Source organism: Shewanella sp. VB17, assembly GCF_013248905.1.
Classification (GTDB): domain Bacteria; phylum Pseudomonadota; class Gammaproteobacteria; order Enterobacterales; family Shewanellaceae; genus Shewanella.
Map to the genome: position 1 here is coordinate 4,557,256 of NZ_JABRVS010000001.1, position 22,239 is coordinate 4,579,494.

Genomic DNA, 22,239 nt, shown 5'->3' on the forward strand with positions numbered 1-22,239 from the left:
TAAAACTGCCCCAAGATACTGGATCCAGTCAGTGGAAGTCGTTCAGGTATGAATGTCTATTTTGAGATCACAACACTAGGATCTGTTTATCATTCGAACTTAAAACTTATTCAATTTCAATTAATTGCGTTCAAGGTATCCTAGAGTGAGGATTAATGAGTTAAGTCAAGCGCGCACTGTTTCAATTAACGTATTCCCCCCTTTAAAAACACAAAGAAGTAACATTAACGCTTTATTTTTTAATGATATAGAGAAATAATGAAAAACATTATCTTCAAAATTGAACTAATATGACCAGAATTGATGACTTAATCTTATTCGCTCAGGTGGTTGAACAAGGGTCCTTCAGTCGAGTTGCTGAACAAAATGCTCTTAGTCATTCAGTGGTGAGTAAAAGAGTCGCGCGATTAGAGAAAGATCTTGGTGTCCAATTACTTTATCGAACGACCCGTAAATTAACACTCAGTGAAGCGGGGAATAAACTATACAAAAGCGCAACTAATGTTCAACAAGCAGCGACAGAAGCGATTAATACAGTCTCTGGATTTGGCGACAGCATAACGGGTCACATAAAAATGTCGGTACCGACAATTTCTGGCGATCTGCTGTTGGCTGATGCAGTAGCCGAATTTTGCTTCTTGTACCCAGGAATGACGATCGATATGTCACTTGAAAATCTATTTGTCGATCTTATAGAAGATAATTATGATCTCGTGATCAGAACAGGCTATTTAGACAATTCAAGTTTAATCGCTCGCCATATTCTTGAATCACAGTGGATTATTTGTGCGGCTCCAAATTACATCAAACGCCATGGTCAACCAACAGAACCGGAGGCGCTAATCACGCATAATTGCTTACAGTATGCCTATCAGACAAGGGGGGCGAGTGAATGGGAGTTTAAAGGTGACGAAGGAAACTATACTCTTAAGATTAAAGGTAATTTTAAGACTGATAATGCCGCCGCACTAAGAAAAGCGGCATTAGGTGGATATGGCATCGCCTACGTACCCCGCTGCTTGGTTTACCATGATCTGTTAAAAGGTGATTTAGTCGATATAATGCCGAATCGTGTCGCCAAAAAACTCGGTATTTATGCCGTTTACCCCTTCACTCGCCAACCACCTAAAAAAATCCGTTTATTGATAGAGCATATACGTCAACGCTATTTAGCCATTAGCGAGTATTTTTAATGAAGAGAATATGAATTTCCTCGGTATAATCTTTAATAAGCATTTATCTAGTCATTAAGAGTGAACCCATATGGCAAAAACCGCTTGTGCACTGCACATTTTAGTCAAACACAAGGAAGTGGCCGAAGACATTATCCAACAGCTCAATAAAGGCGTTAAGTTTGATGCGCTTGCTAAAAAGCACTCCAGTTGCCCATCGGGGAAAAAAGGCGGCAGTTTAGGTGAGTTTAAGCGAGGTCAAATGGTGCCAGCCTTCGATAAAGTGTGCTTTTCTGGCGAACTTATCACGCCACACTTAGTCAAGACAAAATTCGGCTGGCATGTGATTAAGATTTTATACCGGACGTAAACAATAAATAATCATTTATAAAAAACTAGATTTTCCTGAGTGACTCTTGAGGAACACATTCAGCCAATGCATTTTGCAGCCAAGTGGTAAACTGATCTTCTAACAGAGTCGACTCTCCTTCCTGCTTCAACAGAACATAGTCATGATCTGATCGTATAAAACCAAACGGTGCCACTAAGCGGCCTTGCTTTAAGTCATCGACGACCAAAGGATAAGATCCCATAGCAGCACCTAATCCATCGATTGCAGCCTGAAAACAAAAGTAAAAATGATCAAAAAACTGTTCATTATGACCAAAATCTAAATGAGAAGCTGCAGAGCCTAACCACGTCTTCCAAGCCGCCCTCCTGCTTTCACTGTGCAGTTTAACGATTTTACTATGATCTTGGTTAACACTCTGCCAATACTTAGGAGCAAAAACAGGACCGACCCACTCTTCAACCAATTTAATTTTTTGATGAGCATGATGTAATTCAAAATCATCACGACGAATGGCCATAGATAATCCTGTGACGCCTAAGATCACAGGACCACCCGCAGTAGATAACCTAACATCGCCATGAGTGGTGCGATGAAATTCAGACAAACGCGGCATCAACCAACGCATGGTCAATGTGGGCTCACAAGAGACCTCTAAGCATTGCCTATTTTCATGACGTACTCGCTCAACTCCTTGCTCGAGGATCTGAAATGCCTGTTCGGTATAACCCTTCAGCAGCTCACCTTCCTTAGTCAAATAGACATTCCTCCCTTGTCGATAGAACAAGGGCTGGTCCAGATAACTTTCTAGCACCTTGATCTGCTTACTCACAGCGCCATGGGTAATAGAAAGCTTGTCTGCTGCTTCTCTATAGCTCGTCGATGCTGCTGCAATATGGAAAGTATAAAAAGCTTTCAGATGTCTCATTGGTGAAAATAACTCACGTATTAGAAGAGATTTAATCGATTATAGCTAGCATAAAAACTCGCTACAATATTTTTATTAAAACACATTAACGAATCAGGAATACATAAAATGGAATGGTTAAGTATGGCTGTATTAGGGCTATTAATAGTCATCAGTCCTGGAGCTGACTTTGTATTAGTCTTAAGAAACAGCTTACATCAAGGACGAACAACAGGTCTTTGGACTGCTATAGGAATAAGTTTAGGGATCACAGTACACATCTGTTACTCCACACTTGGAATTGGCTACTTAATTTCACACAATGAATTATTATTCAATGTGATTCGTTACGCTGGAGCAGGCTATTTGATCTATTTAGGGATAAAAGGGTTATTATCAAAAAAGCATGCTATCGATATATTAAACACCCCCAGCCAAAGCAGTACTAAGTTCAATGCCATGGCGCAAGGTTTTTTCTGTAATGTATTAAATCCAAAAACCATGTTGTTTTTTTTGAGTGTATTCAGCCAATTACTCACACTAGATAAAACGAGTCAATTTGAGGCTCTTCTCTATGGGCTCTATATGGTTATATTGCACGCTTGCTGGTTCGGTATCGTGGCAATTCTTTTTACATCAAGGCCACTACAAAATCAGCTAAACCGAATGCAGCAGAAGATAAACCAAGCTTGTGGTGCAGGCCTCGTTATCTTCGGTATTGTATTAGGGTTGAAAACTTAATAGCAAAATAAGATTAAAGGGAAAAATTAGCAATTGTCTTTTGAATGCCAATCACATCGGTTCCCTTTTTAAGTTCTTTAATCAGTGGATCTTTTTGACCTGAGATCCACAGCTTCAGCTCTGAATCCATATCGAACCGCCCCGCTGTTTCGACTTCAAAATGCGTAATTGCCTTATAAGGAATGGAGTGATAGCTAACTTTTTTGCCTGTCACACCCTGTTTATCAATCAAAATAAGTCGCTTATTAGTAAACACAAACATGTCTCGAATGACTTTATACGCTAAATGTAACTGCTCATTATCACCCAATATTGGGCTTAACTCTTCTGTTAATTCATCTAAATTAACTTCCGATGCATTACCCATCAACGAATCTAATAATCCCATTTATTATCCTTAAATCATCAAATACTAAATCTACAATGAATGTATTCTAAAATAGCATAAGCTTACAGCAGCTTTAAGACATTATGGTTAGAATCCGAAGAAAAGTCTTGATGTTCAAAGTTTATCTGAACACCAATTACATTAAATAAGCCTAAGCATACTCAAGCTAAACTCAATTTTCACTCTAATGTTTAACCATAAAGTCAGCTGGGCATCTAGCCCCTTTACGCCATACGTTGGTATAAATAGCAGGCGATGCACCAGTTGACCACCAAATTGCTTTGTACTGATAGCCTTCAAAGGCAACCTTATCACCCAACCAATAACTCACTGATGCATCCCACTTAGCAAGATCTCCACATGTGCCCCCTGCTGACACAGAAATATTTTGGCTTTCACTATCCGAAGTGCCATTGCTATCACTGACAGTCAGCATCACTTGATATTGGCCTGCTGCAGAGTAAAGATGACTCGGTGATACCTCCGCACTAACACTACCATCACCAAATTTCCATTGGTAACTTGTCAATGCTCCTCTAGAGGTTGATGAATCAAATTCACACGTTAATTCATTGCATTGCGAAGTAAAATTTGCCACTGGATCAGCTGGTTCTCCACCCGCATCAGGATTACCCATTTCGATAGCAAAACTCAATGCTAAACGAGCAAAAGGCACCGAATTAGCCGCTTCACTATCGCTATTTAATAATGTGTCATGACGAGAGTGGATATTCGAGTTGGAATCATTAAAACGTGATTCAAATGGCATTGTTGCTGGGTACCCTTGATTGTACCAAGAGGCATGATCTGAACAAGCATAGCCGCATCTGTCATTGCCATAAACTATCGTCGGTTGATAAGTATCAAGCAATTGCTTCATATAATCAGTAAAACCAGTATCAACATAGTCGGTCATAAACACCATATCTTCAGCCGAGCCATGATAATTAGTCATGTCTAACTGCAGTGCAGCTAACACTTTTTTACCGCTCCCTTTATAAGCCGCTGCAATTTCTTTTGATCCCCTTAAACCGACTTCTTCAGCGGCATAACCTATGATGTGAATGCTGCGCTGAGGTTGTTCGCCATTACTAAGCAACACATTAGCGACACTCGTCAGTGACGCGATGCCAGAGGCATCATCGTCAACACCAGGTGCAACAGTACCTTCACGTGTTCCCCGACCTGCAGTGGAATCAAGATGGCCACCCATGACTAAAATATCATCAGGATACACACTACCTGTGATTTTTAATATCACAGAGTCTTGCCCCCAACCGCCATGATTATAAGGCTCGACACTTGCCCAGCTATGTTGACTGGCAAGTTGCCCCCAATGGCTCGCTAACCAATCTGCTGCCTGCTCGCCAGTATCAGTGGTGTAATAGCGATTAGTAAAGTTGCTCAGCGACTGAATGGTCGCTTTAATATTGCCAGCCTGAATTTGTGGCAGCAATGCATTTACTTTGATCCTTTGCTGAATAGGAGGTGCTACAAAAGCTTGAATCACCTTTGGCCCCTGTAAGGCATCCATTGCCTCTTGGTAACTGCTATGAACAATATAACCCCCGCAGCGATTTTTCTCTTCATGCATTAACTGAGTTAAATGTTGCAGCTGTGATTCATCTGCTTGATAGATAAGCACTGGAGTATCTGCAGTATTGCGCCCTTGTAATGCTGGCGCTAAAGTTGCACCCACTTGAGACACTTGAAGCGCAGCATCATTACCAACAGTGATCCATACTTTTTTATCCTCGGCACTAACAATAGGCGCTGCAATTAAGCAAGGCAGTAAAAAATGAATGGCCAACTTTTTTGAATATGTGTACATAGCAAACATCCTTTTAGATTTAAGAATTAAACATCTCCGACGTTCTAGACATAACTTGCCATCGATAACGCTATTGGTAACGACAGACTTGTTAGCCTTATTGATCGAAGCGCCATTGACGCTTCTACTAAAAACTTAGCCTCCTGAACACTTAGCTCCTTTAGCCCACACATTAGTGTAAAGTGCAGGTGATGCCGCCATTGACCACCAAATGGCTAAGTACTGGTAACCTTCAAAGGACACCTCGTCACCTATTTCATAGAGAGTTGCAGTATCCCAAGCAATTAAACCATCACAATCTGTTGGTACTTCACCACCGCCAGTGATTGATAGCGGTAGCGTCTTAACATCACTTAGCCCTTCAGCATCTTTCACCGTCAGTGAAACCATGTAAGAACCTGCTACTGTATAACTGTGTAATGGACTCTTACTCGTGGATGATGTGCCATCCCCAAAGTCCCATTCATGGCTCACAATACCTTTATCATCGGTTGATGAATCGGTAAAAGTAACCATGAGTTCATTTATTGAATAACTGAAATTAGCATCAGGGTTTCGATTCCCCACCCCGCCACAACCAGAACCGTCTTTAACACCACTATTGTTTACCCCTACAGCTTCAAGTGATGCCAACACATCATCGACACAATACCCTAAATCTTTGGCTGCGTTGTAGACACCACGGCCTGCAGAATCAAAGCTCGAATTCGCATTCCAATAAAGCTGATTTGCTTTAACATAAATGTCAAAAGCTTGCCGTATATTCCAGCCTTGAGTGGTCGACAACACATAAAATGCCTTGTTATAGATCCCAGAGCTGAAATGCACATTCATCCCTGAGGTATAATCTTGAGTATGATCGATTGAACGGCCATCCTGTGGGGGATTATCCATATATCGCATAGCACCACTGCCTTTCTTTATCCTGTCTCCTATCTGCCAACTAAAGCGACCTTCGAGATAATAACTGGCTGCTGCCGCTGCAATATCAGAAAAAGATTCATTAAGGCCACCTGATTGATTTTCATAGGCTAAGTTTGAATTTTGCTGAGTAAAACCATGACTCACTTCATGAGCAACAACGCCTAATCCAACCAAAGGATGGAACGTGTTTTTCCCATCACCAAATGTCATTTGTGTTCCATCCCAAAACGCATTTTCATAATTGCGATCATAATGAACACGCATCTTAAGCTTTTGGGTAATAGGAGATTGACGATACCAATTCTGGTACATATTAAAGATAACTTGACCAAAAGCGTGTGCATCATTCAACGCTGAATAGCCACCATTAACTTCACGAGAAGTATTTTCAAAACAAGGGAAAGTATGAATGCTACCACCAAATTTTTGATGGTTCATATCATGTGTTTCAACATTGGCACTATCAAGGCGACAAGTATTACCACTCTCCATCACTTCAAAAGCCGGGTACTTATCACCGTAAATATATCGACCAGTTCTATCATTACCACCAGGGCCAGTAGCCTGAGCAAACGTCATGCCTTCCCAATGATGTAACACTTCACCGCTATGGGCATCGATAAACTGATAAGGACGACTTGGTTGTTCTCCATGGGTATCAACATAAGAAATCAACCAGACAAGATGAGCCTTATTTTTCTTATCTAACCAGATATAAAGCTGACTATCAACGTTATAAGCCTGTTCTTGAAGTCGTTGAAATTCGCCTCGCTCAAATGCAACTTTCATTGCTTCATCAAGAGAGAAGCTTGGTTTCACCGAAATGACATCGCTGTCAATCTGGGCGATATGCATACCAAATACATCATAAAATACATTCATTGCTGAACGACTTGCTACCACACTGGCACCAAAAACAGGTACGCCTTGATAGAATTGTTGATAACGAGCACGAATATCACCACTGGTTGAGGTAGCAGTAGCTGTGACTTGATATGTATTAACTTGGGTGGCTGAAAGTAGGCTCTGAGCTGTTAGCTCGCCACTGGAAAAACTCATCATTTGTTGAAAATCGATTTGCTCAGCTGAAAGTGCATTTCCACTCAAAACTGCCGTGACTGAAATTGCGCACATTAATATATTTTTATTAGTTGTAAACATTTTTAGTGTCTCCATGTCTCTGTTGGATAATTGATATAGCAATTAATCCCGACACGATGAACAACATGTAATTCACAAAAATACAGTTACAACTCAGCCAGTTAAAATATGACCACCCTATCTACAACAATGAATAACATAAACATTGTGTCGACAAAAAATAACTACAGCATTGAACGTTCTCTTCTATTGAGGGAACTTATTATATTGTTAGTATAGTGCGTATGAACTTTTTAACCATGTGAGCAGAGTTAAATATTCATAAAAAGTTCATAAAAACATTTATACTTTATAAATCAATATTTAATGAAGAAACATTTAATAAGATAAGACAAATCACTTCCCGTTTAACAACAGAAAATAGGATAAAATTACAGCTTATGTTGATAGGCGAACAAACATATTTTTCGGCCGACATTCGCTATGCAGCGCAAAAAATTAAGCGTGTATAAACAATACTCTCGACAAGTACATACTCGATTATTTTTATCATTTACATAAAAGTACAGATATCTTGCATCGACTTCTTCTTCAACGCATGGGCTGGAACACTTGCTCCAACATCAGGGTAGCCTGTAACAATCAACATATAGGGGCGATCGATATCGTTATCACGACCACAAATCTTACTTAGAAAAGACATGGGTTTAGGTGTGTGAGTTAACGTTCCTAAGCCCGCTTGATGCAATGACTGAAGTAGAAATCCTGTCGCAATCCCCACAGACTCATGCACATAATAATTAGCTTTATTATCATCATGTTCTATACCACCGCGCTTTTGTGAAAACACCGCGATAAGCCAAGGAGCACGTTCTAGATAAGACTTATTAGCATTCGTGCCTAATGGCTTTAATGCCTCTAGCCATTCCTTACCGCCACGTCCGTCATAAAATGAATGCTCTAACGCTTCGGCTTCATGACGTATTTGCGACTTTACATTAGGATCGCTTATCGCCACAAAATGCCAAGGCTGATGATTAGCACCACTTGGAGCCGTTGCGGCAGTTTGAATGCATTGAGCAATAATAGCTTCAGAAACGGATCTATCTGAGAACTGTCGAATACTGTGACGACGCTTAATCAACTGATAATAAGCTTGCGCTCTGGTCAGCATCTCCTCTTCACTGTATTCAATAAAATCAATGAGGGGAAAGTGATCTTCAGTTTCTATCATAGCTATCCTTATTGTCTATTGTGCTAAGTGAGCTCTCAATTTTTGATTTTCGATTTCAATGTGTTTATAAAAATCACGGTTTGATAATTTGGAAGCCGCCGCGTCATCAATAACCAACACGACATTTTGATGAAACTGGAGTGCCGACGCAGGACAAGAGGCGGTTAATGCTCCCTCAACTGTGGCTAAAATGGCATCTGACTTACTCTCCCCCGTAGCTAACAGTACCACCTTCTTAGCATCTAAAATAGTTCCTATTCCCATAGTAATAGATAAATGAGGTTGATACTCATCAAGCGTAAAGAAACGGGCATTATCTTCAATCGTCGCTTTAGTTAAGGTTTTAACTCGAGTTCGAGACATTAAGCATGATGAAGGTTCGTTGAAACCAATATGCCCGTTACGACCAATGCCTAACAATTGAATATCTATTCCACCTTTCGCTAAAATCATATTCTCATAATCTAGACATGCATTAATGGGATCTAGAGCATCTCCTGATGGCACAAAGGTTTGTTCTTTATTGATATCTAAATGGTCAAACAGCTTTTCATTCATAAAGTACCGATAACTCTGCGGATGACTCCCCTTTAAACCTAAATATTCATCTAAATTAAAGGTGGTAACATCTTTAAAAGAAACATGATGAGCTTTATTCGCCTCAATTAAACATTGGTACAGAGAAAGAGGAGTCGAACCAGTAGCTAAACCTAAGACTGAATTTGGCTTATTTATTAATTGCTTAATAAAAATATTAGCACCGTATTTTGCAACTTCAACGCTGTCTTTTAAGATAACAATTTGCATAATGTTAAACTCATCCACTCATAAATTAATGACACTAGAATCAACCAAGCCTTGTTTAATAGCACTTACATTTTTAGCAGTACTATCCACACAATGGTATAAATTCAACTCAGGATTAGACGTATGCCTATCACTCTATAGTATGACTATACCCACTTATGACAACGCTGTCATTAGTGGGTGTAGTAAAAAAATAAATAATCAAGTCCATGAAGTGTTGGCCTTTATTCTATTACAATATCGTAGAAAAGCGCGTACTGGACACTCATATACCTAAGAAATGACTTGCTAGTGCCTTCAATCAGCGCGGGGAGTCACGGGGAAAGTGAGAGTGAAAAGTGTACAAACATTGGGTTCACTTACACATTTAATATCTCCACCAAGTGTTTCTGTGGCTAAATTATAAACAATGTGTAATCCTAAACCACTGCCACCTTTCCCATGCTTGGTTGTATAAAATGGTTCAAAAACATGCTCTAAATTAGTGGCAGAGATCCCTGAGCCATTATCTTGATAAGTAATACAAACTGTACCAGCTTCTAAGCTAGCTTTAATCTCTATCATGCCCTCATTTATCTCTTCAAATCCATGATGAAGTGAGTTCATTAAAAAGCTTGAAATGATCTGAGACAAGGCCCCTGGATGACTAAAAATAACAATACCTTCAGGGCAAGAGACATTAATCTGGTGTTTGGTTTGCCGGAATTTTGGCTGAAGACTCATTAATATTTCATTAATATAATTTTTTAAATCAAACTCTCGATATTTATCTGATGATTGATCCACTGACACTTTTTTAAAACTCTTAACTAACTCTGTCGCTCTATGTAAGTTTAGTAATATGATCTCACTCCCTTCTTTCGCACCAGCAATAAATTTTTCAATACTGTCTTCAGATAATTCACCCTCTAAATACTGAGCTTCGAGCAAACTAACCTCGTCTTTAAGAAATGAAGAGGCTGTCAAACTAACCCCTAAGGGTGTGTTAATCTCATGGGCGATACCTGCAACCATACCGCCTAAAGATGCCATTTTTTCAGACTCAACCAATTGTAACTGCGCATCTTGTAAAAGTTTAAATGAGTTCTCGAGATCTATATTCGCTTTATTACTATTTTCCATCTCTTCAGTCACAATAGACAAGACTCGATTGTACTCCTTGGCTATCTGACCCACTTCAGTATGAGGCTCCTCAATAACTCTTTCATCAAAATCACCTTTCTGTTTATGTTTTTCCATCGCTTCAAGTAATTCAACAACTTCATTGTTGGCGCCGTGCTCTGAAATATTTAATCCTCTAATTTCATCCTCTGATGTCACTCTTAATGGGATAACTCTATTGATGAGTTTTAGAAATAAATAAGTGGGGAAAAAAGCCCACGTAAAACAAATAACAATGCCAAAAATTTGTACTGTGATTTGCTCAGAAAAACTAAGTCCAGTGTTCAAAATATCAGCGCTACCAAAAAGTGCAACACACAATGTTCCCCATGCACCACACAAACCATGAACAGGAACCGCCTTCACCACATCGTCTATCTTAAAATGCTCCAATGCTCTGCAACCCGCTAAATAAATAGCACCTGCAAATAGACCAATAATAACAGCTTGGTAGCTACTCACTGAATTACAACTAGCTGTAATACTAACCAAACCAGCGATAGCACCATTAAGCACATGTAAAACACTTGGTTTCTGTTTACGAGAGCCTGTAAGTATTAACGTTGCTATTGCACCACAACTGGCTGACAAGGTGGTATTAATAAGAATAAGTGGAATTGTGTCATCGAATTTTAGTGCACTGCCACCATTAAACCCAAACCAACCAAACCAAAGGATAATGGTTCCCACAGTGGCCATCGGGATATTATGGCCCTGAATCGGTGGCAATTCTTTAACAAAACGACCAATACGTGGTCCTATCACCATTACTGCGGCTAGCGAAGCCCATCCACCGACCGAGTGCACAACACTGCTTCCAGCAAAATCAACAAAACCTTGTTGCTTTAACCAACCGAGATTAATGCCTTCAAACCCTCCGTTCCAAGCCCAACGCCCAAAAACAGGATAAATAATACTAGAAACAAAAAAAGCAATACATAAGTAACCCACAAAGGTGGTTCGCTCAGCCACAGCACCAGACATAATAGTCGCTGCAGTACCACAAAATACCAATTGAAAAACAAAAAATGTCAGCAGCATAGGGGAATTATCCCCTTGCAAAAATAAATAATCATAATTAACAAGCTGGTCAGCTGAACTGTACATAACAGCAAAACCAACCGCCCAGAATAGGGCCGAAGCTAAACAAAAATCACAGAAGTTTTTAACAGCAACATTAATACTATTTTTCGATCTAACTGAGCCAGCTTCTAGAAAACAAAAACCAGCTTGCATAAAAAGCACACTACCTGTAGATATGAGTATCCACATGATATTTTGCGTCTCAATAACTTTTGCTAACTCTAGTTCCAATGGAACACCATAAATAGTCTCTACACAATAAAGGTTAAAATAAGCACATGGCCATAAAGACATTGCACTAATACTTTATGTACGATCTTGAATAATGTTCAATTGCCTATTAGGCACACTTGATCATACGAACAAGTAAATTATAGCTCAAACATTTAACTTTCTACTGAACAAAAAAAAACCAGCATAATCGCTGGTTTTTTTAATAGAGAAGTAAAACAACTGCCGAATAAAAGTCAGCATGCAATTGCCATTACAAATCAGAGACTTATGCTTGGGGCCGCATAGCTGGAAATAAAATAACATCACGAATTGTATGGGTGTTTGTGAATAGCATCACTAAGCGATCAATCCCAATACCTTGGCCCGCAGTAGGAGGTAAACCATGTTCTAACGCTCTGATGTAATCAGCATCATAAAACATCGCTTCATCATCACCTGCATCTTTGGCGTCAACTTGCGCCTTAAAACGGTTATCTTGATCTTCTGCATCATTAAGCTCAGAGAAACCATTTGCAACTTCACGACCACCAATAAAAAACTCAAAACGGTCAGTGATAAAATGGTTATCATCATTACGACGTGCAAGTGGTGATATGTCAGCTGGGTAGCCAGTGATAAAAGTAGGCTGCATCAATTGAGTTTCAGCTGTTTCACCAAAAATTTCTTCAAGAAGCTGACCACAAGTCCAGAACTTTTCAATGGTCATACCAAGACTTTTCGCCAGTTCACGCATAAACTCAACATCTTTAACTTCTTCATAAGTCATAGACTGAATCGTCGCATTATCAGGATTATACTTTTTAATCGCATCAAGCATACTAAGGCGCGCATATGGGCCACCAAAATCAACAGTATGCTCACCATACGGAAGCTGTGGAGAACCACATAGTTCAGTAGCAATAGAACTTAACATCTCTTCCGTTAAATCCATCAGATCATTAAAATCAGCATACGCCATATAGAATTCCATCATAGTGAATTCAGGGTTATGACGAGGAGATAATCCTTCGTTACGGAAGTTACGGTTAATTTCAAACACACGTTCAAAACCACCAACAACCAAACGCTTCAAATAAAGCTCAGGTGCAATACGCAGATACATAGCAATATCAAGTGCGTTATGATGTGTCTCAAAAGGACGAGCCGATGCGCCACCAGGAATACTGTGCATCATAGGAGTTTCGACTTCCATGAACTCTTTTTTTACCATAAAATGACGAATAGCTGAAACGACTTTAGAACGCATGATGAACGCATTACGAGAATCTTCATTCACAATCAAATCAACATAGCGTTGTCGGTAACGAGTCTCTTGATCCGTTAAACCATGGAACTTCTCAGGCAGCGGACGCAAGGCTTTCGTCAATAACTGATATTCTTCCATATTGACATACAAATCGCCTTTACCTGAAAGATGAAGTTGACCAGTAACACCTATAATATCACCAATATCAAGGCCCTGAAATTTATCTTTAAGATCTTTTTGAACATCTTTACCCGCATAAGCTTGAATACGACCGCTGACGTCTTGCAGCACCAAAAAAGGGCCACGCTTTGCCATAATACGGCCAGCAATACTGCGCTGAATGCCCATACCTTCGAGATCTTGTTTAGTTTGGTGACCAAACTCTGCCTGAATATCTGCTGCTTTATGTTTACGGTCAAAATTATTTGGGTGACCATTTGCAGGACAATGGGTTCTAATATGCTCCAACTTAGCACGTCGCTCTGCAATTAATTTATTCTCATCAGGTAATACTTGTTCAGTCATTTTCTTTTCTCATCAATGTGACGGATCACACGTTAAAATTAATTCGCTTGCTTAACTCAAACATACTTATAAACCAGACTTTAAGCTGGCCTCAATAAACTTATCTAAGTCGCCATCAAGCACGCTCTGAGTATTTCTATTTTCAATGCCAGTACGTAAGTCTTTAATACGCGCATCATCCAGCACATATGAACGAATTTGGCTGCCCCAACCTATGTCTGATTTCGCATCTTCAGCCTGCTGTTTGTCAGCATTTTGTTTAAGCATTTCTAATTCATAGAGTTTTGCTTTCAACTGCTTCATCGCTGCGTCACGATTCTTATGTTGTGAGCGATCATTTTGACACTGCACTACAGTATTGGTTGGAACATGAGTAATACGGATCGCTGATTCCGTTTTATTGACATGCTGACCACCGGCACCTGAGGCACGATAAGTATCAATTCTCAAATCTGATGGATTGATATCAATCTCAATAGAATCGTCAATTTCAGGATAAACAAACACTGAACAGAATGAAGTATGACGCTTACCCGAGGAGTCAAAAGGAGATTTACGTACTAAGCGATGCACTCCCGTTTCGGTACGTAATGAACCGAATGCATATTCCCCAGTAAACTTAATTGTTGCACCTTTAATGCCTGCAACGTCACCATCAGTCACCTCAATAAGTTCAGGCTTATAGTCATGTGCATCGCCCCAACGCAAGAACATACGTAGCACCATGTTGGCCCAATCTTGTGCTTCAGTCCCACCGGATCCTGATTGAATATCTAAATAACAATTTGCAATATCATGAGGCCCTGAAAACATGCGGCGGAACTCAAGCTCTTGAAGGCGTTTCTCCAAATCATCAAGTTCACGACTGGCATCAGTAAAAGTGTCTTCATCAGCTTCTTCAACAGCAAGCTCAACTAAACCTTCGATATCTTCAAGACCAGAATCCATATCGTCAATTGTTTTTACCACTAACTCTAAAGCAACGCGCTCTTTACCTAACGCTTGGGCATTTTCTGGATCACTCCATACTTCAGCACTTTCAAGCTCTGCACAAACCTCTTCTAGACGCTCTTTCTTAGCATCATAGTCAAAGATACCTCCGCAGTAGAAGGGTACGCTCTGCAAGGTCTTTGATTTTAAATGTAACCGGATTTACTTCAAACATGACGCTTCTACTCAAATTAGGTTAGATGTGATTGCAACCCGCTATTTTAACCCAATAGTCATATTTCCACTAGAGCTACAACATGATGAATTGCGGTTATTTCAACCTTTTTTTACCCCAATTAAGCTTCATAGTGATGATCCTAATCACTGCTTATTTACCCTTTTTATCAAAAAGTAATAAAATTCACAAATTTCACACCTCATGTCTATACTTTCAACATGAATGAAAAAACACCCACATGTTGCTATCACGAAGATGAGGGCTTCTCTTGCGATGAGCCAGCTGAAGCCTCTGGCTTATGTTATTGGCACGATCCTCAAATCACCAAAAATGGCCCTGATGATGCGAAAAAGCTTGAGAAATTTGCACGTGATGGTGGCATGTTACGGGGAATATCACTTAAACGAGCCAAATTAACTGGAATTGATCTTGTCAGACATCATCAAAAAGTCGGTTTTGATATGACTCACGCTGAGTTATATAGAGCAGATCTCCAAGGCGCTCATCTTTTCAACCTCAATTTAAGCAATGCAAGTCTGATGAAAGCGGATCTCAGAGACTCAAACGTTCACTGTGCCAATTTATTAGGTACCAATTTACTGGGCATAAAGTGGGGAGGAGCAAAAATTGAGAACATCACAACAGGTAAGAAAATCAAACAAGAAATACAGGCGTTAGAAGCTGAGCACTTAGGTGAGCGAGAAATAGCGAATGATTATTTTGAACAAGCCGAAGAAATCTATAGAGATTTACGAAAAGCGGCTGATCGAGAAGGGTTATTCGCCATGTCTGGCGAATATATCCGCAAAGAGCTCACTATGCGGCGTCATCAAATGCCTCAGTACAGCTACCCACGAGCCGTCTCTAAGGTAATCGATATTTTCTGTGGTTATGGCGAAGCCCCAATGCGCGTAATAGGGTTTTCTATGGGGCTTATTATTGCCTGTGCAATTCTCTATTTTTTCACCGGTTTACGTTATGGTACGCAGTTACATCAATTTCAAATGAGCAATGACATCTTGACTAATTTTTATTTATTTTTCAACTGTATATACTATTCAGTTGTAACTTTCACAACGTTAGGATATGGCGATTTTACCCCAGTAGGATTCTCTAAAGCCATCGCTGCAATAGAGGCCTTTACCGGTAGCTTTACCATTGCTCTTTTCGTGGTGGTTTTTGTTAAAAAGATGACCAGATAACCCCATCCCCTATGCAAATACTCCTCCAGCAACACCAAAACTCAATACCAAGAAAAAGACATTTGGCTTTATTATTTTAAATAAACCGAAACCTATAACAACCAGTACCATATCGATATTATCGATCACCGCACTAGTAAAAATGGGATGATAAAGGGCCGATAACAAAAAGCCAACCACAGCAGCATTCACTCCAGCAATGACTGATGTGATTCCTGGGCTAGCAATTAACGTATGCCAACTTTTTAGGGCCACCAACATCAATAAAAAACCTGGAAGGAAGATAGCTAACGTGGCAACCAAAGCCCCTACTAAAGGTTGAGTGACCCATATCTGTGCACCTAGATAAGCAGCAAGCGTAAACATAGGACCGGGAATGGCTTGAGCTAACGCATAACCCGTTAAAAATTGATCATTACTGATACTATTACCCACGCTCGATTGCAACAGCGGTAAGACTACATGACCACCACCAAACACCATACTTCCAACTTGATAAAACTGACCAAAAAGCTTTAATAAACTAGGCTGCTGAATGAACACGTTCTCTGAAATAGCAAAAATAGAGCCTGCAAAAAGTAAAGTAAAAAGACTCAACCAAAAATAATTAAGGTTAATCCTCGGTGTTGTCGATGCTAGGGTTTCAGGAATACTCGATAACCAATATCTACCGACAATAGCCGCCAAAACCAAGAGACAAAATTGTATCCATATGCTGGGAAATAATAAGACTAAAGAAAAACTTAACAACATTATTAGTATGGCAGGAGGGCGCTTGCAAAATTGATTAAACATGCTCCAAACCGCATCCGTAACCACCACGACTGCCAATAATTTAAGCCCATGAATAATCCCCTGTACCAAGGGATAATCAAACCACTGATAACTGGTTACTGCAAATAAAAATAGCAAGAGAAATGAGGGTAAAGTAAAACCCAAAAATGCCATTAATCCACCAAGTAAACCGCCTTTATGATAGCCAATCGCAAAACCTATCTGGCTCGAACCCGGCCCAGGTATAAACTGACTCAAAGCCACCAAACTGGCATACTTCTTCTCATCTAGCCAAGCTAATTCTTTAACGAATGTTTGTCTGAAATAACCAATATGCGCAGCGGGTCCACCAAAAGAAATCAAACCTAATGAAAGAAAACGGATAAAAATTTGCAGCATAAAATAGCTTACTCATAGCAAAATGTGAACGGATCATAACATCTAAAAATGACGCTTAGATGAATTTTCATGGTTAAAATTCAACCTAAAATTAATATTTCAGATCAAATATTAGCGCTATACTGTATTTCATCTGGAATTGTAACCATTATATATTTTTAGTTAGTCGCTTTTTTAAAAAGATGTCACACTCACTTCTCCATTACCCAGTAACACTAACATCACTAAATGTTGAGAATAGGATAGGTAAAATAAGCTCATTAAGTAAAGTGAGAGGATCGCATTATAGCATTAGTGGGCATCAAATTATTATGAGTGTGGGTATAATCAAAAAATCGACAACCAGTCACTCAAACTTAGTATTATAATCAACAGAGTAGCAATTTTCGTCGTTGATTTTAACTCTGTATTATCTTGAATTGACAATAAATTCCAAACATAAAATTCAAAAAAAGCTGTTTTTAAAAGTACGTTAAAAATTAAGCAGGGAGTCGATAATGAAAGTGATAATAGCTGCCATATCGATATTGGCAATAGGTAACGCTACAGCTATTTGTGATCCAAGCGTCCACATGCTAAACATTCCTTACCCTAAAAATAGTTCACACTTCCCCAATACCTATTCCATTAAATTAGATGCTATAGGTCAACAACATAAGAGTAAAACTGGATATCTGCTATTAGAATTTCAGGTCCAAAAAGAACAAATAAGTGATGAGTTGAGAACATATAATTTATGGCTAGCACAGCGCCGAATTGATAGAGTAAAAAATCACTTAATTAATTCAAATTTCTCAGCCCCTGTGATTACAAGGATTTTTACTGAAAGTTTATCCGAACAACGAAACATTAGCATAAGCTGGTGCTCATTGAATCAACCAAAAATCTAATGAATACTGCTCAGCTTACAATAAAATGTAAAAAATAAACTATAATAATGACTCAAGTTCATCGCACTGCAGCCGATAAATAACTGAACCAACATAAGGAGTAGTTATGCCAATTACAGTAGGTACATCTAACCTAGAACCAAATTTAATCAATGGTAATATTGGGGTCAGAGTGGCTCAAATAGCCAAAGACCAACAAAAAGTTGAAGGAGAAATTGCACTGCAGTTAGTTACAGCAACAAATGAAGCACCTCAAAGTAGACCGATAGGTAATAGTGGGCACAACATTAACACTAGCGCCTAAATGCTATTCAACATAAAAAAGCCTTCTTATTGAAGGCTTTTTTATGTTGAATAAAGCTTTTTTCTTTTAATATCGTTAAGCTAGCAACAACTTATCGAAGATAAAAAAGTATAAAGAGCCCCTCCCCTAAATGATATCGACTACAACCTAAACTGTGATGTTGAACGCTTTAAATCATCAGCAAAGTTAGATAGCCCTTCTGAGACATCAGTAACTTCTGATAAAATTAACAACGTTTGCTCAAAAGAAGCATTCATCTCAACGACATTATCTACCACTTGTGACGCAACTGAGGATTGATCATCTGTTGCCGTCGCTATCTGGGTATTCATACTATTAATATTAACAATATGCTTTTGTATAGAGTCTAGCGCTTCACCTGTATTTTGTGCATTCGCTTCGTTCTCGCTAGAACGATTCATTGCATTATCCATCATAGTAACTGATGATTCTGCAGCAACTTTTAAACGAGATAACACCTCTCTAATTTCCTTTGTTGCATCTGCAGTTTTTGAAGCAAGTGCTCTGACCTCATCAGCTACCACAGCAAAGCCTCTTCCCTGCTCACCGGCTCTAGCCGCTTCGATTGCCGCATTTAGTGCTAATAAATTTGTCTGTTCAGCAATCGAGGTGATCACGTTTAAAATGGTATTAACACTTTCAGTATCTTTAGCTAATTCATTGATAGCCCTAGAAGCTAATTCTATTTCCTTGTTTAATTCTTGGGAAATATTGATGGTTTTTTTAACAACAGACATCCCCTCTTGCGCTTCACCTTCAGCTATCTGAGCTGCATCCGCTGCTTGATTAGCATTATGAGATATTTCCATAACAGAATGCTTCATTTCTTCCATTGACTGCTGAACAACACCAGCATCGCGACTTTGATTTTGTGTTGCTGTTGAAGCTATTTCCATTTTATCTTGTAAAGTATGGGCACTTTTAAGCAGAGGCTCAGTCACATTAACCACTTGCTTTATGGAACTGGCTAAAAGATTCAAAAATCGGTTAAAGTTATTAGAAACTTGTCCTAATTCATCATTACCTAAAACAACCAATTGATGTGAAAGATCCCCTTTACCATCTGCAAGTTCGGCTAAAGAATTAGCAACACTTTTTGCTGAATGGCTAATAACCCTTGCTATCACAGTGGTAACCCCCCCCATCACACACAAAAGTACAACTCCTATGGAAATGGTTAACCATAAGCTTTGTTCAGAACGTTCGCTAGCTTCATTTATCGCATCTTTGAATTCTTTAACTTTGTCTTTTTTATAAGCTTTGACTTTTATCAGGGTTGATTCATACGCCTCAGTTTTATCTTGGATAATCTGACCTATATTGGCCATATCGATTGTACCTTCGAGCATTCCTTTGGCTAAATTTAAGGTAATATTGTTATAAATATTTAATTCTTGGATGAGTAACTCTAACGAGCTACCGCTAGCAAGATCTAGTTTTTGCAGTTTTTGCATGTTGGCGGATAATGATTCATAAGCTTCGATGGCTTTTGTTAAAAGATCTTCATCAGCTAAAGACACAGATTGAGTATATATTTCATCAAGCCTTTGAATAAACATGACATTTTCATTAGCAAGCTCAACTCGTTGATAAATTTTATCTCCCATGTAAGTGAGCGTTTCCCGATTTTTATTGATGGAGACAATACTAATACTCAAAGTAGCAACAAATATGATGACAGAAAGGACAAAAACGGCCCCTACTTTTTTAAAGATGGAAACATTATTAAACCATTTCATTCTCAACCCCTGTTCAGACTAGAGCGCCCCAGCCTTCAAGCTTATCTCAATTAACATGCCTTCTCAGTTCAACCTGTACGTTAACGCTGTCGTTTACTCTATTAATAATAGCTAATAAATTTAAATTAGATGTCACAGACTGCATTACTTGCCAATTATTTTAAAAAATCGACCTTACTACCTCTAAAAATTGATATTTTTAGGACTTCGCAGGTTTAATGTTTACCTAAGGATGAAATGGCCTTGTAGCAAGAGTTTTACAGAAAATAAGGTTGGCAATACGATGGATAATCATGGTCTAGCAACATGCATATCTAGTCAATCTCAATAACGACAAAGCCAGTCTGATGACTGGCTTAATAAAAGAGGGAAATACGCAATAAACTAAGCTGCCACTCGTTTTTCCTCTGGCACACTGTGTCTAATGAGATAATCAAAAGCCCCTAAAGACGCTGTAGCACCACTGCCCATGGCTATAATAATTTGCTTATAAGCAGAGTTCGTCACATCACCTGCTGCAAATATACCCGCTAACGATGTTTCACCTTTACCATCAACAATAATTTCGCCTCGAGGGGTTAACTCAATGGTATTTTCCAGCCATTCTGAATTAGGGATTAACCCTATCTGAACAAAAACACCTTCTAGTTCAACATGATGATTTTCACCAGTTGCTCTATCGGTATAATTGAGTCCATTAACTCGCTTACCATCTCCAAGCACTTCTGTTGTCATCGCCTGAGTCATTATCGTAATATTTTGCATCGATGCGGCCTTACGTTGCAAGACCTCATCCGCTCTAAGCACGGTATCAAATTCCAGTACAGTGACATGTGCAACAATATTAGCGAGATCGATTGCCGCTTCAATACCTGAATTTCCACCACCAATCACTGCAACACGTTTACCTTTAAACAATGGGCCATCACAATGAGGACAATAGGCGACACCTTTACCACGATATTCGTGCTCACCTGGAACGTTCATTTCTCGCCATCTAGCACCTGTAGCAAGTAATACGGTTTTACTTTGCAGCACTGCACCATTTTCTAATTCAAGCTCAAACAATTCACCAGATTTTAGGCTCAACGCTCGCTGATTATCCATAATATCGACATCATACTCATGAACATGAGCTTCAAGATTGGCGACTAATTTAGGCCCTTCGGTCGCTTTTACTGAAATAAAATTTTCAATACCTACTGTTTCAGCAACTTGGCCACCAAACTTATCAGCAACAATACCAGTACGTAGCCCTTTACGCGCGGCATAAATCGCAGCAGAAGCACCAGCAGGCCCCCCGCCAACAACCAAGACATCAAATGGCTCTTTTTCAGCCAAAATTTCCGCTTGACGTACCATTGCACCCGTATCTATTTTATTTAGAATTTCGGTTAAGCTGATGCGACCTTGAGAAAAAATCTCACCATTAAGGTAAACTGAAGGGACGGCTAAAATATCACGCTCAAAGACTTCTGTTTGAAATAAAGATCCATCAATCATCACGTTAGTGATGTTTGGATTAAGTGCCGCCATCATATTCAATGCCTGAACAACATCAGGACAGTTTTGACAACTGAGAGAAACGTACGTTTCGAAATGGTATTGCCCGGGCAAAGCCTTGATTTGTTTAATCACCGCAGCATCTAATTTAAGGGGGTGACCTCCGGTATGAAGCAATGCCAGCACAAGTGAAGTAAATTCATGTCCCATAGGTAAGCCAGCAAAGGTGATATCGGTTTTCGTTTCCACATTGGTCACTTTCATCGAAGGCATACGCTTGCCTTCTTTTTCAATAAGACTCACCAATGGCGACAGACTTTCAATATCCTGCGCTAAGCTTCTAAGCTCTTGAGCTTTAGGACTGCTATCTGCAGACACGACAAGCTCAACTGGGCGCTTGAGGTTTTGCAGGTAGGTTTTCAGTTGCGCCATAAGATCCGTATCTAACATGATAACTCCTAGGAATTGATGCTGATATTGTTAAGCATCAATCGTAAAATCGGGAAAATAATGAGCCCAGACTGACAGGGGGATCT

The 22,239-nt window shown here is 39.4% G+C and carries 18 protein-coding genes; 6 read left to right on the forward strand and 12 right to left on the reverse strand.

Going from position 1 to position 22,239, the window contains the following annotated elements; all coding sequences use genetic code 11:
- The first annotated feature begins 290 nt into the window (after positions 1 to 290).
- Both HQQ94_RS19655 and ppiC read left to right on the forward strand, forming a co-directional pair.
- Positions 291 to 1,193, forward strand: coding sequence for a LysR family transcriptional regulator (locus HQQ94_RS19655; RefSeq protein WP_173296009.1), 903 nt, complete (start codon positions 291 to 293; stop codon positions 1,191 to 1,193).
- Between the two features lie 70 nt (positions 1,194 to 1,263).
- Positions 1,264 to 1,542, forward strand: a complete 279-nt coding sequence (gene ppiC / locus HQQ94_RS19660) for a peptidylprolyl isomerase PpiC (RefSeq protein ID WP_173296010.1) — start codon at positions 1,264 to 1,266, stop codon at positions 1,540 to 1,542.
- 25 nt (positions 1,543 to 1,567) lie between these two features.
- Here the strand turns inward: ppiC and HQQ94_RS19665 are convergent, their stop codons facing one another.
- Positions 1,568 to 2,449, reverse strand: coding sequence for a LysR family transcriptional regulator (locus tag HQQ94_RS19665; RefSeq protein ID WP_173296011.1), 882 nt, complete (start codon positions 2,447 to 2,449; stop codon positions 1,568 to 1,570).
- Between the two features lie 108 nt (positions 2,450 to 2,557).
- Here HQQ94_RS19665 and HQQ94_RS19670 point away from each other — a divergent pair, with 108 nt between their 5' ends.
- The gene (locus tag HQQ94_RS19670) at positions 2,558 to 3,169 is read left to right on the forward strand and encodes a LysE family translocator (RefSeq protein ID WP_173296012.1); all 612 of its coding nucleotides are present in this window, start codon (positions 2,558 to 2,560) and stop codon (positions 3,167 to 3,169) included.
- A gap of 13 nt (positions 3,170 to 3,182) precedes the next feature.
- Here the strand turns inward: HQQ94_RS19670 and HQQ94_RS19675 are convergent, their stop codons facing one another.
- The 8 genes from HQQ94_RS19675 to prfB all read right to left on the reverse strand — a co-directional run bounded on the left by HQQ94_RS19675 (position 3,183) and on the right by prfB (position 14,868).
- Complete coding sequence (locus HQQ94_RS19675; protein WP_173296013.1) at positions 3,183 to 3,557, reverse strand: PH domain-containing protein; 375 nt, start codon at positions 3,555 to 3,557, stop codon at positions 3,183 to 3,185.
- 184 nt (positions 3,558 to 3,741) lie between these two features.
- Positions 3,742 to 5,388: a M20/M25/M40 family metallo-hydrolase gene (locus HQQ94_RS19680; RefSeq protein WP_173296014.1), complete on the reverse strand. Its 1,647-nt coding sequence runs from the start codon at positions 5,386 to 5,388 to the stop codon at positions 3,742 to 3,744.
- 135 nt (positions 5,389 to 5,523) lie between these two features.
- Complete coding sequence (locus HQQ94_RS19685; protein ID WP_173296015.1) at positions 5,524 to 7,473, reverse strand: M4 family metallopeptidase; 1,950 nt, start codon at positions 7,471 to 7,473, stop codon at positions 5,524 to 5,526.
- Positions 7,474 to 7,966: 493 nt separating this feature from the next.
- Positions 7,967 to 8,647: a nitroreductase family protein gene (locus HQQ94_RS19690; protein WP_173296016.1), complete on the reverse strand. Its 681-nt coding sequence runs from the start codon at positions 8,645 to 8,647 to the stop codon at positions 7,967 to 7,969.
- Between the two features lie 15 nt (positions 8,648 to 8,662).
- Complete coding sequence (gene nagB / locus HQQ94_RS19695; RefSeq protein WP_173296017.1) at positions 8,663 to 9,454, reverse strand: glucosamine-6-phosphate deaminase; 792 nt, start codon at positions 9,452 to 9,454, stop codon at positions 8,663 to 8,665.
- 297 nt (positions 9,455 to 9,751) lie between these two features.
- Positions 9,752 to 11,992: an ammonium transporter gene (amt, locus tag HQQ94_RS19700; protein ID WP_173296018.1), complete on the reverse strand. Its 2,241-nt coding sequence runs from the start codon at positions 11,990 to 11,992 to the stop codon at positions 9,752 to 9,754.
- 205 nt (positions 11,993 to 12,197) lie between these two features.
- The gene (lysS, locus tag HQQ94_RS19705; protein WP_173296019.1) at positions 12,198 to 13,703 is read right to left on the reverse strand and encodes a lysine--tRNA ligase; all 1,506 of its coding nucleotides are present in this window, start codon (positions 13,701 to 13,703) and stop codon (positions 12,198 to 12,200) included.
- A gap of 66 nt (positions 13,704 to 13,769) precedes the next feature.
- Positions 13,770 to 14,868 (reverse strand): peptide chain release factor 2 gene (gene prfB / locus HQQ94_RS19710; protein ID WP_173296020.1). Its coding sequence is split into 2 segments (ribosomal slippage): positions 13,770 to 14,792 and positions 14,794 to 14,868, totalling 1,098 coding nucleotides; the frame shifts between segments, so codons are not numbered across the junction.
- A 221-nt stretch (positions 14,869 to 15,089) separates the two neighbouring features.
- Between prfB and HQQ94_RS19715 the strand changes: the two genes are divergently transcribed.
- Entirely contained in the window at positions 15,090 to 16,073 is a 984-nt protein-coding gene (locus HQQ94_RS19715; RefSeq protein ID WP_173296021.1) for an ion channel, read from the forward strand.
- Between the two features lie 9 nt (positions 16,074 to 16,082).
- Here HQQ94_RS19715 and chrA read toward each other — a convergent pair whose 3' ends face one another.
- A complete protein-coding gene (gene chrA / locus HQQ94_RS19720; RefSeq protein ID WP_173296022.1) occupies positions 16,083 to 17,246 on the reverse strand; it encodes a chromate efflux transporter in 1,164 nt (387 codons plus the stop codon).
- A 497-nt stretch (positions 17,247 to 17,743) separates the two neighbouring features.
- Here chrA and HQQ94_RS19725 point away from each other — a divergent pair, with 497 nt between their 5' ends.
- Entirely contained in the window at positions 17,744 to 18,136 is a 393-nt protein-coding gene (locus tag HQQ94_RS19725; protein WP_173296023.1) for a hypothetical protein, read from the forward strand.
- Between the two features lie 106 nt (positions 18,137 to 18,242).
- A complete protein-coding gene (locus tag HQQ94_RS19730; RefSeq protein WP_173296024.1) occupies positions 18,243 to 18,440 on the forward strand; it encodes a cytoplasmic protein in 198 nt (65 codons plus the stop codon).
- A gap of 140 nt (positions 18,441 to 18,580) precedes the next feature.
- Here HQQ94_RS19730 and HQQ94_RS19735 read toward each other — a convergent pair whose 3' ends face one another.
- Together HQQ94_RS19735 and ahpF are read right to left on the reverse strand one after the other, a co-directional pair.
- Positions 18,581 to 20,200, reverse strand: coding sequence for a methyl-accepting chemotaxis protein (locus HQQ94_RS19735; RefSeq protein WP_173296025.1), 1,620 nt, complete (start codon positions 20,198 to 20,200; stop codon positions 18,581 to 18,583).
- 384 nt (positions 20,201 to 20,584) lie between these two features.
- On the reverse strand, positions 20,585 to 22,153 hold the full coding sequence (ahpF, locus tag HQQ94_RS19740; protein WP_173296026.1) for an alkyl hydroperoxide reductase subunit F: 1,569 nt from the start codon (positions 22,151 to 22,153) through the stop codon (positions 20,585 to 20,587).
- Between the last annotated feature and the right edge of the window lie 86 nt (positions 22,154 to 22,239).